Genomic DNA, 12,168 nt, shown 5'->3' on the forward strand with positions numbered 1-12,168 from the left:
CTAGTCAACTTTAATTATGATTTATAGATTACGTTTTATTTTTGAGTTTTAGATTTACTCATTTTTTGATTTTTTAAAATTGTTACACGGATATTGCCTTTTTGGGCAGCACGACTTTCAGGATAAATCTTATTTAACATTTTGTAATAGACCAAGGATGACTCATGCTTACGTTTATTTTCATAAAACTTACCAGTATTAAACAAAGCTTCAGCTAACACTTCTTTCATTTCTGTAACAAGTGCGGTTGCTTGAGGAAGATCTTCGCTACTAGGAAATTTACTTTGGAATAATTTTAAAGATAATTCAGCTTGGGGAAGAATATAAGGATTTTGAGGTTCTTCTTGAAGTTGGGTTAAAAAAATTTCATTAATATTTAAAAATGCTTTTGTAGCAAGAGGATGCGATGAAAATTGAGTGATTAATTCTCTGAAAGTTGATAAAGCATCGCTATAATTTTTTTGTTCTTGAAGGAAGCATGCCTTACGGTATAACGCCATAGCAGCAGTTTTATTATTAGGAAGGATGGAACAAATTTGATCATAAATAAGGATAGCAGGACTAACAGATTGAGAACCATCTTTTACAGCGGAGGTTCTTAAAAGACGTCTGTCATTTTGACGATAACTTTCAGCTATACCATATTTAATTTGGAAAACTTCTTCAAAATGTTTGGGAGAAAGTTCTTGTTCTAAGTAATTATTTAATAGTCTATTAGCGCGGTCAGGCTCTCCAAGCTCCATAAAAGCTTTTCCTGCTAGGAAAAGAGCTTCATTATATAAAGAAGGACAGCCTTTAAAATGAGTGATTACTTTAAAAAAACAATTTAATGCTTTTTCTCCATTACCTGCATCTAAATAGGTTTTTCCATTTTTGATATAAATCTCAGGAGAAGAAAGGGGCTTCTTTTTTGCATTAATAAGAGTCCGTTTCAAAATATGAGGTTGAGCTGATAATGGCCAAAAGCTACTACTTACTATGAATAAGCAAAAGAAAACAAATCTTTTCATAAAATTTCTCACAGGATAGGTCTGAGATCCTAATCTTTTAAGACTAATCAGTCAATATCAACATATATAAATAGTTTTATTCAAGGAAAGGAGATTATTAGCACATATAGTTAAAGAGGCAGAGACAATTTTATGATATTTCTGGTACAACCCCAAAGGAAAGGTATTTACAAGAAATTGGATATGCAAAAATTTATTATTCGATTGTTATTTGCAGCAGGCCTAATTGGATCTGGCCTCTATGTATGGGATAATGCATCAAGTATTAGGGCCCATTTTGAAGAGTCTTCATTATTTTTTAAAAATGTTTCTTCAAAGATTCCAAAATTCATGCAGAAAATAGCTATAGGGAATAAGGAAATTCGGACATTGGAGTTACGCTATTCTCCTCAGGATATTATTAAAGGAAGTAAAGAGTTACTAGTTTTGTCTCGGCAAGGACGTATTCTTGACCCAGAACTTTTATTTTTTCCGTATCTTTTGATGGAAGTAAAATATTCTAAACCAGGCTTATTTAAAGATGGTGGCACTAAAGAATCTATGATTTTATGGAGTTTGGTGGATGGAGAAATGGTAATAGATTCAGTCTCATGGGAAAAAACAAAAGGTTTTGAAGATTGTTTATTAGCTCGCGCTAGTAAGGGAGACTTTAAGGTATTAAAAACCTTAGCGCAATTTGGTGGTGCTGCAACGAAAGAAAGCGTCTATGGTTCTTTAAGGGAAGAGGGCGAACGTTTTGTTTCTAAATGGCTCAAAGCTTGTCATAATAAAAAATTGATTTCTATGAATGGGAATAAGCTTCGCTTACATGTTATGAATCCACTTATTGAAGTGGATCCAGTGACCTATTTTAAAAATCCTATTGTTAAGCAATCAGCTGGAGATGCAGAGTTTTTATCTCCTAAGTATTCACCATCTAGAATTCAGAAAATGATTCAAGTAGCTTTTGGAGCAGATTTTCTTATTAGAAAAAAAGATAAAGTTTTTGTGCCAGTATATAATATTTCTACTGTCAATCCAGATGGATCAATTCAAGTAAGTTACTGGAATGCTGTCACTGGACGTAAGATGATAGACAGAGATAATGCTTGGTAAAGTTAAGCTTCTACAGCAAGTAAAGATAATTTTTTTATGGCTGCTTCGCAAGGAGCATTATAAGAAATGCCAGGTTCTCCAGTAATGAGGTTGGCTAAAGGAGTGCCTTTATAGATAAACTGTAAAATAAGAGAACGTTTCCCTGGATGATTCATAACTATTTCTTTGATTTGTAAAAATAGGCTCATCTTTGCAGTTTCTAAGTCAATCTTAAGTTTAAGAGGCGTAGAGATATCTTTTTCATTAGACTTAGCTGAGCTAGAGTTTTCCATCTGTTTTTTTTCATTTTTAATGTTAGCAGCTATAGTGCTGCGTCGTACTTGTGCTTTGATTTTATCAAACATCAGGTCACATGTTATAACAGTTTCTTCATTTACTTCAGAAAGATCACATAACCATTTACAATTTAACCGTGTGCTGTCTGTTTTCTTATCAATAATGATAATAGCATATAATAATTTGTTTTCTTCTAGTAAAGCGCTATATTCAGAGTAAAGATCAGGCCAGATAGGTAATTCAAAAGATTCAACATCATCGCTTACTCGAAGAAGAGCAAATTTTTTATGCCCTTTAGAAGAAATTTTTGTGGTTAATGTGTCTATGATAAAAGCTGCTCTAATTACAGCTCCATCATTTAAATCATTAATTTCTACTAAAGGGACACAACATAAACGTTTTAGAATAGCTCTATGAGCATCCAAAGGATGCTCATTTAAAAATACTCCAAGAAGTTCTTTTTCTTTTTTTAGAAGCTCTTTTTTAGCTAAGCGAGGATCTTCTTCTAAATCCTGCATAGCATAATCTTTTTCATTATTATCTGGGTCCATAAGAGAAAAGAAGGTAAGGACGCCAGAAGAATCATTTCGGTGAGCTTGTAAGGCTCTATCATAACTGTATTCTAGGTTATAATTTAAAACGCCTCTACTGTACTGAGTAAAATCAAAACAACCACTATCTATAAGATTTTCAATAATTTTTTTGGTAATGCGCTTCCCAGGCATTCTCTTTAACATTCTGCAGATGAAATTATGTAAACTGGTAAAAGGGCCAATAGCATCGCGATCTTCTATAATTAACTCTACGATGCGATGACCAATACCTTTGATACCACTCATGGAAAAGCGAATACCATGCTCTGTTGCTGTAAAGTTAGATTCAGATTCATTAACATCAGGAGGTAAGATAGGAATATTCATGCTCCGAGCTTCGCGAATTAATTTACCAATTTTTTCTATATCGTATTGATCATTGGTCATTAATGCAGCTAACCATTCTTTTGTATAGTTAGCTTTTAGGTAAGCAGTAATATATGTGAGTAATCCATAGGCGGCAGCATGTGATTTATTGAATCCATAAGAAGCAAATTTAGCCATCTTATCAAAAATACAGGTAGCTGTTTCTTGAGATATGCCATTATTTTGTGCTCCAGAGCAAAATTTTTCTCTTTCTTTAAGCATTTGAGCTGTATCTTTTTTTCCCATAGCTCGTCTTAAGACATCACCCTCTCCTAGTGAATAACTAGCAAGACTTTGAGCAATATGCATGACCTGTTCTTGGTAAACCATAATGCCATAGGTTTCCTCTAGAATTTTCTCAAGTAATGGATGGTCATATTCAATAGGTTCTCTTTTATGCTTTCTATTGATAAAGGAAGGAATCATATTCATTGGACCAGGACGATAAAGAGCTCCTATTGCAATAATCTCTTCAAACTTATCAGGTTGTAGTTGTTTAGCTAACTCCTGCATTCCTCCAGACTCCATTTGAAAGACACCCATAGTTCGTCCTTGATGGAGAAGCTTAAAGGTATTTTTGTCATCTAAAGGAAGATCATTCCAATGAATATCTATGCCTTTTTGTTTTTTAATAGCTTGAATTGCAGTGTGAATGCCAGTCAAAGTTTTTAACCCTAAGAAGTCCATTTTTAACATACCAACAGCTTCTACAGGTTTCATAGAGTACTGAGTTGTAATCATGGCCGATTCTTTTGGCAAGCAAACAGGAATTCGTTCAAGTAAAGAACAACCAGAAATAATCACGCCAGCTGCATGAACACCTGTATTACGTATAGATCCTTCTAATTTTTTTCCAAGGTCTATAATTTCTCGAGCTTCTTCATCATTAATATATAGTTCATTTAGAGATGGATCCATCTCTAACGCTTGTTCTAATGAAAGAGCATTCTCAGGCAAGTATTTGGCGATCATATTAGTTTTATTTAAAGGGACATCTAAAGTACGACCAACATCTTTAACAGTCATTTTAGCCTTCATAGTGCCAAATGTAATGATCTGTGCCACGTTATCTTGTCCATAACGTTTTACTGCATAGTTAATAACCTCTTCTCTTCGTGCCATACAGAGGTCTATATCAATATCAGGATAAGAAATTCTTTCTGGATTGATAAAGCGTTCAAAGAAAAGTTGTAAGCTGATAGGTTCAATTTCTGTGATACCTATTAAAAATAAAATAATAGAACCAGCTCCTGATCCTCTTCCTGGTCCTACTGGAATATGTTGATTTTTAGCCCAGTTGATAATGTCCCAGACAATCAATAGGTAGTCACACATGCCTTTATCAATAATTAAATCTAATTCTTGAGCTAAGCGGGATTTTACAAGAGTCATGGGATCTTCATTGGGATATTGCTCAAGGATCTTTTGTAATTTTTTTGATGTATATCGTATAGGTAAAGCTTCTTCGCAAAGTTGTCTTAAAAATAAATTACATTGATTTGCTCTTTCTTTTTCATCAATATTATCTTGCCCTTCTAATGAAGGAGGGAGATAAATTGGGTAATGCTTGAGAGAAAAATCAAGTACTAAAGCGCATTTTGATGCTATTTCATTAGTATTTTCTAAAGCTTCTGGACAATCTGAAAAAAGAGCGGCCATTTCTTCTGAAGATTTAAAATAAAATTCTCGGGAAGAGTAGGTTTTTCTTTTGGGGTTTGGAATATGACCATGCTCTTTGGCAATACGAATAGTTTCACCAGATTGAATATTCAGCATGACTTCATGGCTTAGCCAATCTTCTGGATTGATATAGTGAATATCATTGGTAGCCACGCATTTAATATTTTTTTCTTTGCTAAGGGCTAAAAGCTTTGTATTAACTTTTTTTTGGTTATTTTCCCATTCATAATACTGTTGTTTAAGCCATTCTTCTGAAAAATTACTAATATTTTCTGAAGTCATTGAGTGACGTTGAAGCTCTAGATAAAAATCATCACCCATATTTTCAGTGAACCATGTGAGTTCTTCTTCTAAAATCTCAGATGATTCATTTAAAATGGCATAAGGAATGCGACCCCCTAAAGATCCAGAAAGAAAAATTAATCCTTCTTTATGCTTAAGTAGTAACTCTTTATCAACACGAGGAAAGTAGTAAAATCCTTCTAAAAAGCCTAGGGAAGAAAGAAGACAGAGATTTTTATAACCTTCTTCATTTTTTACTAATACTGTTAGACGAAATGCTACAGGAGTGCCTCGCTCTTTTTTTTTAATCAGATGAGACTCAGGAGCTACATAAAGTTCGCATCCAAGCAAAGGTTGAATATTATGTTTGATACAAGCTTTATAAAATTCAATAGCACCATATAAGTTGCCATCATCGGTTAAAGCAAGAGCTTTCATTCCATGCTTTACCGCTTCTAATACAAGATCTTCAGGAGAAGCAGTAGCAGCAAGTATTGAATACTGCGAGTGAGTATGAAGATGAATCATAAGGAAGGTCCTAATGCGAATGAATGGGAAGTAGCTTAACTATGCTTTATTATTGCCTTTGACTTTCCAAGTAGGTAAAAATAAAAGAAAAGCAACGATTGCACAGATTGTAAGAGCTGCAAAATAAGAAGGCCAACCATGGTCTTCAGCTAATTTTCCTAATGGATAACCAGCAACTGCAGCGCCAAAATAAGCAAACCAGCCAGTAAATCCACTTGCTGTACCAGCTGCTTTTTTATGAGAAAGTTCTGCTGCAGCTAAGCCAATCATCATTTGTGGGCCAAATAAGAAAAAGCCAATAAGGAATAAGCAAGAACCATCAAGTAAAATTTGAGAATGATTATTTAGCCAAAAAATTACAATAACTACAGCCATGCCTAAAGAAAAAATACTATTCATTGGCCCACGCTTGCCAGAAGAGAGCTTATCTGATAGCCATCCTGCTGAAATCATGCCAAATAGGCCACCAATTTCAAACATAGAAACGCATAAATTTGCTTGTAAAACAGAATATTTTTTTGTTTCAATTAAAAATAAAGCGCTCCAATCATTAATAGCCATGCGTACAACATAGACAAAAAATGAAGCAACTGCAAGTAACCATACCCACTTATTTTTTAATACATGGTCAAATAAAAGTTGTTTAGATGTAAGTTCTTTTTCTTCGATGAAGCCAGCTTCTGAAGATTCAGGATAATCATTACGATATTTTTCTATAGAGGGTAGTCCTAGAGATTGAGGCGTATCTCGCAATCGATTAATAAGGAAAAATCCTACTCCAATACATAAAATACTTGGCAAAAACATTGCTCCACGCCATCCAAAAAACTGCACTGCGTAAGCCATAACAATTGGAATTAAGAAACCACCAATATTATGAGAAGTACTCCAAATACTCCACCAACTACCACGTTCATTTTGAGAATACCAATGCGTAAGTAACCGAGCACAAGGAGGCCATCCCCATCCTTGAAACCATCCATTAATACCCCAAAAAATGGAAAACATCACTAGAGTAGAGGATAAGCCAAAACAAATATTAGCAATGCCTGTAATAATTAATCCAAAAGCCATGAAATATCGTGGATTGGATTGATCAGATAATATGCCACTTGCAAATTTACTAAGCCCATAAGAAATATATAAAATGCTTCCTAAAATACCTAAATCAGCTTTATCAAATCCTAAATCTGCAATAAGCATAGGCATAGCAAACGTAAAGCTTTTACGGGTAAAATAATAAAAAACATAACCAGAAAATATAGAATAAAAAATACGCATCCGCCAGTAGCGGTAACGGCGATCAACTTTTTCAGGGTTTTTTATTTCAGGTCGATGAGGAGGCGGGTTGAAAAATCTTTTGAAAATATTTGTCGGTTTTTTTGTCATCCAATTTTCCTTGAAATCCTTATTTTCAATGCCTAAAAAATTTTTTAAGCAAAAAAAGATCTTATAAACTTTTCATATTCTATCAAAAGGTTTTAAAAAGAGGTATCATTTTTCAGCTGTCATTGAGTAGCAAGAATTTTTAATCAATTTTTGAAAAAGTATCATCTAATGAATTTGTCTTTATCGATTATTTAGTTTAATTAATGAAAGCAAAAATTTTTAAGAGTTGTCAGATGCTGCGAATACTTTGCGGATATATGATCTATTAGGTTATTCTTGCTAGGCAATCAAAATATGCAAGAGATTATTATGCGTTATAATTCTGCCAAAGGCGTGTTTGATATCTTACCCTATCAAGGAAGTAAATCATCAGAAGATTTTTGGAAGAGCATGCATTTATGGACTTTTGTAGAAAAAGCAGCAAGAGATGTAGCAACACTTTATGGTTTTTCAGAAATTAGAACTCCTATGTTTGAGGATTCAGGTTTATTTAGAAGTGCAGGGGATTTAAGTGATCTTGTCAAAAAAGAAATGTATACTTTTCAAGATAAGAAAGGCAGAAGTCTTACCCTTAGACCAGAAGGCACTGCTCCAGTAGCACGTGCTTTAGTGCAGCATGGTCTCCATACACAACGAATAGAAAATAAATTGTTTTATGTTGAACCAATGTTTCGTTATGAGAGGCAACAAGTAGGAAGATATCGTCAACACCATCAATTTGGCATTGAGTCTATAGGTATAAAAAATCCTTATGTTGATGCAGAAGTTATTTTTCTAATGAATGATTTCTTGAATAAAATGGGGATCAATAAAGCTGTTATTCATGTGAATTGCTTAGGTGATGCGGATGATCGCAAAATTTATGAAGAAGCCTTAAAAGCTTTTTTTAAAAAAGATTTTAAATCTTTGTCTCCTTTAAGCCAAGAGCGGTATCAGGTAAATCCTTTAAGAATTTTAGACTCAAATGAAGAACAAGATAAGATTTTATTAAAAGCTGCACCAAAGTTAATAGATTTTGTTAAAGAAGAATCTTTAATTTATTTTGAAAAAGTTTGCCAATTGCTTCAAGAGCATGCCATTTCTTATAAAAAAGATCCCTTTTTAGTAAGAGGATTAGATTATTATACTGATTTTGTTTTTGAAGTGAGCTGTTCAGACGCTGTTGGGAGACAAAGTGCCTTAGGTGGTGGAGGGCGTTATGATGATCTTACAAAATCTGTAGGAGGACCACCATTGCCAGCTGCAGGCTTTGGGATTGGATTAGAAAGAGTCATTCAACAATTTTTAGTTCAAAAAAACATAGAGCTACCAGCTATGCAAGCATCTGTACTATGGATAGCGCCAATGGATGAGTTTGCTATAGAGGAAGGCTTTCGCTTAGTTACATCTATCAGAAAAAAAGGTATTTCAGCAGAGTTAACGCCTGTAACAAAGAATTTAAAAAATATTGTTAAAGAAGCAGTTTTAAGAGAAGTATCATTTTTTGCTGTTTTAGGTAGTAAAGAAATTAAAGATCAAAGCTTAATGTTAAAAAATTTAAAAACATCTACCGCAATAACATGTGGTTTTAATGAAATCAGAGATAGGATTTCTCAATGAATAAAAGAACACATAATTGTGGAACATTATCTATACAAGATGTTGGGAAAGAAGTTTGCTTATCTGGATGGGTTCATCGTCGTCGAGATCATGGAGGGGTGATATTTTTAGACCTTAGAGATCGTTATGGATTAACTCAGTTAGTTATACACCCTGAAACAGATGTATCTTTACATGAAGAAGTAAGTCATGTTCGCTCAGAGTGGGTCATTAACATTACAGGAAAAGTACGAACTAGATTGCCTGGAATGTCCAATCCTAAATTGGCTACTGGAGAAATAGAAGTAGATGTGTATGCATGTGAATTTTTAGCAAAAGCTGAAGTTTCTCCATTTTCTATCTGCGATGAGCATGTTAATGTAAATGAAGAATTACGATTACAATATAGGTATTTAGATATTCGTCGTGGAGATATTGCTTCACGATTAATTTTTAGACATCAAGCAGCTCTTTTTGTACGTAATTTTTTAGATAAAGAGGGCTTTTTAGAGATAGTAACTCCATTGCTAGGAAAAGCAACTCCAGAAGGAGCAAGAGATTATTTGATTCCATCAAGAATTTATCCAGGATCATTTTATGCCCTTCCACAATCACCTCAAATCTTCAAACAATTATTAATGATTGCAGGGATGGATCGTTATTTCCAAATAGCGCAATGTTTTCGAGATGAAGATTTAAGAGCAGATCGACAACCAGAATTTACACAAATTGATATAGAAGTAAGTTTTGAATCAACAGAATTTTTATTTGAATTAATAGAAAGAATGATGCAGCAGGTATTTGCTTTGAAGCAAATACCTATAGCTATTCCATTTGAAAAAATGACTTATGCAGCTTCTATGGAAATGTATGGTACAGATAAACCAGATTTACGTTTTGGCATGCCACTGATTCGGTTGAATGATATTGCAGCTCAGTTTTCTTTTAGCATCTTCCTTGATGTTCTTAAGATGGGTGGAGAAATCAAAGGCTTTGTTATTAAAAATGGTGCTGAGATTTCCCGTAAGCAAATTGATATATACACTGATTTTGTTAAAAGGTATGGGTCGCAAGGTCTTGTTTGGGTAAAATGGAATGCAGAAGATATTTCTTCTAATGTTCAAAAATTTGCTTCTAAAGAAGTTTTTGCTCAACTGAAGAACGTTGTTCAGGCTGAAATAGGAGATTTACTTTTTATTGTTGCAGGCTCGTCAGTAGTAGTGAATCAAACTTTAGATCATCTAAGAAGATGTTGTGCTAAAGATAGATCATTATATTCTGAAAATGATTATAGATTTGTTTGGATTACAGATTTTCCTTTGTTCTGTAAAGAAGAAGGTCGCTGGGCTTCAGCGCATCATCCTTTTACAGCACCTTTATCAGAAGATATTCATTTATTAGAGACTTCTTTAGGTGATATGCGATCATCTAGTTATGACTTAGTATTAAATGGCTATGAAATTGGATCTGGATCAGAAAGGATATATGATTCAATTTTACAAAGTAAAATTTTTACAGCTTTAGGAATTTCTTTAGAACAAGCGCAAGATAAATTTGGCTTTTTCATAGATGCCTTAAGTTATGGAACACCACCACATTTAGGAATAGCTTTAGGGTTAGATCGTTTAATGATGGTACTAACTCAGACAGATAGTATTCGGGATGTTATAGCATTTCCAAAGACTCAAAAAGCTGCAGACCTTATGACAAAGGCACCTTCAAGTGTTTCTGAAGCGCAGTTAAAAGAATTAAGTATTATAACAGACACAGAGATTGTAAAATGAAAAAAATTAAAGCAATGACAAGATGGGCTATTTTCTTAGGAATTTTATGTTGTCCATGGAATGCTATTCATGCAAATGAAGAAGGCATTTCTTTGAAACAAGCACAATCTTTATCAAAAACTTTAGGGCATCTTTTAGCTCGTCAGTTATTGCAGAGTGGTGATTATAAGATAGATTTAAAAATTGTCATAGAAGGTATGCAAGACGAAGTAAAAGGATTGCCTGCGCCTATGACAGAAGAAGAATACGAAGATACATTAAATAAAGTGAGAAACATTGTAATGGAAAAAGAAGCTGCAGAAAATTTAGTTAAAGCTGAAAAATTTTTGAAAAAAAATGCTGAAAATCCTGGTGTAATAGAATTACAAGAAGGAAAAATTCAATATTTAATTGAAAAAGAAGGAACAGGCCCAGTAGTTTCTGCGGCACCTCTTTTACACTATACAGGACGTTTTGAAGATGGAACTGTCTTTTCTTCTTCTTATGAACATAAAGAACCTATAGTTCTTCCTTTAACTCAAACTATTCCTGGTTTTTCCTTAGGAGTTTCAGGGATGAGAGAAGGAGAAAAAAGAACTTTATTCTTACATCCAGATTATGCTTATGGAACATCTGGACAATTACCACCTAATGCTCTTTTAATTTTTGATATAGAAATTATTAAAGCAGATGGTCAGTCAGAAAAGTAAGATCAATGTTCTAAAAATTATTTCATGAATATTATTCTTGTAGAGCCTGAGATTCCACAAAATGTAGGAAGTATTGCAAGGACTTGTGCTGCCTTGGGTGCAACTCTTACATTAGTGAGACCCTTGGGCTTTGTTTTTTCAGACCGAAGGTTAAAGCGTGTTGCTATGGATTATTGGGATTTAGTTAAGGTTCGTGTAGTAGATTCTTTTGATGAAGCTATAGAAGGTGTCTTGGTAGAAGAAATGTTTATACTTTCTTCTAAGGCAGAAAGTAGTTGTTATAACGGAGTATTTTCTGAAAATTCTACATTGATTTTTGGATCAGAGTCGAAGGGACTGGCTTCAGTAATTACAGATAATTACAAAGAAAGGCTTTTTACAATTCCAATGCCAGGAAAGGTAAGATCATTGAATCTTGCTGTGGCAGTGGCTGTAAGCGCCTATGAAGCACATAGGCAATCCAGCCACAGATAACTATTGTGATCTTACAGATATTGAGAAATCATGGCAGTTAAAAAATCTTTGTCTTTTAGGCCAACCACTTTTTTAGCTACTTCTCCATTATAAAATAGAATTAAAGTAGGGATAGAAGTGACTTCAAATTGTTCTGCGGTTAATGGATTTTTATCAATATCCATTTTTAAAATTACAATTTGAGCGCCAAGGTCATTTTGTAATTCTTCCATAATTGGTGTTAACATGCGACAAGGGCCACACCATTCTGCAAAAAAATCAACAAGAACAAGACCAGTTTTAGTTGCATTAGAAAATTGGTCATCATCTATAAGAGTTACCATGAAGAAATCCTTATTAGTATAAACATAATTACAACCAAGAGAGCGTAAGCTCTTATTAAAAAATAAGCTAGAGCTTAAATTTAGGTTATTTATCCATTTTG

The 12,168-nt window shown here is 33.8% G+C and carries 9 protein-coding genes; 5 read left to right on the forward strand and 4 right to left on the reverse strand.

Annotated elements, in window-relative coordinates; all coding sequences use genetic code 11:
* Nucleotides 1-35: 35 nt before the first annotated feature.
* Nucleotides 36-1,010, reverse strand: coding sequence for a tetratricopeptide repeat protein (locus tag CLAVI_RS01875; protein ID WP_194843882.1), 975 nt, complete (start codon nt 1,008-1,010; stop codon nt 36-38).
* 183 nt (nt 1,011-1,193) lie between these two features.
* On the opposite strand from CLAVI_RS01875, the gene CLAVI_RS01880 reads away from it, so the two are divergent.
* Nucleotides 1,194-2,105 (forward strand): hypothetical protein, encoded by a 912-nt coding sequence (locus CLAVI_RS01880; protein WP_194843883.1) that lies wholly within the window; start codon nt 1,194-1,196, stop codon nt 2,103-2,105.
* A 2-nt stretch (nt 2,106-2,107) separates the two neighbouring features.
* Here CLAVI_RS01880 and dnaE read toward each other — a convergent pair whose 3' ends face one another.
* Together dnaE and pgtP are read right to left on the reverse strand one after the other, a co-directional pair.
* Nucleotides 2,108-5,830 (reverse strand): DNA polymerase III subunit alpha, encoded by a 3,723-nt coding sequence (gene dnaE / locus CLAVI_RS01885; protein ID WP_194843884.1) that lies wholly within the window; start codon nt 5,828-5,830, stop codon nt 2,108-2,110.
* A gap of 39 nt (nt 5,831-5,869) precedes the next feature.
* Nucleotides 5,870-7,219 carry a phosphoglycerate transporter protein PgtP gene (gene pgtP, locus CLAVI_RS01890; RefSeq protein WP_194843885.1) on the reverse strand — a complete coding sequence of 450 codons (1,350 nt, stop codon included), beginning with the start codon at nt 7,217-7,219 and terminating at the stop codon, nt 5,870-5,872.
* 309 nt (nt 7,220-7,528) lie between these two features.
* On the opposite strand from pgtP, the gene hisS reads away from it, so the two are divergent.
* Genes hisS through CLAVI_RS01910 form a run of 4 tightly spaced genes read left to right on the forward strand, consistent with a single transcriptional unit; the run spans nt 7,529 to nt 11,744 of the window.
* Entirely contained in the window at nt 7,529-8,818 is a 1,290-nt protein-coding gene (gene hisS / locus CLAVI_RS01895; protein ID WP_194843886.1) for a histidine--tRNA ligase, read from the forward strand.
* Complete coding sequence (gene aspS, locus CLAVI_RS01900; protein WP_194843887.1) at nt 8,815-10,581, forward strand: aspartate--tRNA ligase; 1,767 nt, start codon at nt 8,815-8,817, stop codon at nt 10,579-10,581. The genes hisS and aspS overlap by 4 nt, the downstream gene beginning before the upstream one ends.
* Nucleotides 10,578-11,270 carry an FKBP-type peptidyl-prolyl cis-trans isomerase gene (locus CLAVI_RS01905; protein WP_194843888.1) on the forward strand — a complete coding sequence of 231 codons (693 nt, stop codon included), beginning with the start codon at nt 10,578-10,580 and terminating at the stop codon, nt 11,268-11,270. Before aspS ends, CLAVI_RS01905 begins: the two co-directional genes overlap by 4 nt.
* Before the next feature lie 24 nt (nt 11,271-11,294).
* A complete protein-coding gene (locus CLAVI_RS01910; RefSeq protein ID WP_194843889.1) occupies nt 11,295-11,744 on the forward strand; it encodes a tRNA (cytidine(34)-2'-O)-methyltransferase in 450 nt (149 codons plus the stop codon).
* Between the two features lie 11 nt (nt 11,745-11,755).
* Here the strand turns inward: CLAVI_RS01910 and trxA are convergent, their stop codons facing one another.
* Entirely contained in the window at nt 11,756-12,067 is a 312-nt protein-coding gene (gene trxA / locus CLAVI_RS01915; RefSeq protein ID WP_194843890.1) for a thioredoxin, read from the reverse strand.
* Between the last annotated feature and the right edge of the window lie 101 nt (nt 12,068-12,168).

This window comes from Candidatus Clavichlamydia salmonicola (genome assembly GCF_015356765.1).
GTDB classification, from domain to species: Bacteria; Chlamydiota; Chlamydiia; order Chlamydiales; family Chlamydiaceae; genus Clavichlamydia; species Clavichlamydia salmonicola.

Bases quoted from the DNA above. Each gene is read 5' to 3' on its own strand.
- CLAVI_RS01875 (WP_194843882.1), bottom strand. From the start codon at position 1,010: ATGAAAAGATTTGTTTTCTTTTGCTTATTCATAGTAAGTAGTAGCTTT.
- CLAVI_RS01880 (WP_194843883.1), top strand. From the start codon at position 1,194: ATGCAAAAATTTATTATTCGATTGTTATTTGCAGCAGGCCTAATTGGA.
- dnaE (WP_194843884.1), bottom strand. From the start codon at position 5,830: ATGATTCATCTTCATACTCACTCGCAGTATTCAATACTTGCTGCTACT.
- pgtP (WP_194843885.1), bottom strand. From the start codon at position 7,219: ATGACAAAAAAACCGACAAATATTTTCAAAAGATTTTTCAACCCGCCT.
- hisS (WP_194843886.1), top strand. From the start codon at position 7,529: ATGCGTTATAATTCTGCCAAAGGCGTGTTTGATATCTTACCCTATCAA.
- aspS (WP_194843887.1), top strand. From the start codon at position 8,815: ATGAATAAAAGAACACATAATTGTGGAACATTATCTATACAAGATGTT.
- CLAVI_RS01905 (WP_194843888.1), top strand. From the start codon at position 10,578: ATGAAAAAAATTAAAGCAATGACAAGATGGGCTATTTTCTTAGGAATT.
- CLAVI_RS01910 (WP_194843889.1), top strand. From the start codon at position 11,295: ATGAATATTATTCTTGTAGAGCCTGAGATTCCACAAAATGTAGGAAGT.
- trxA (WP_194843890.1), bottom strand. From the start codon at position 12,067: ATGGTAACTCTTATAGATGATGACCAATTTTCTAATGCAACTAAAACT.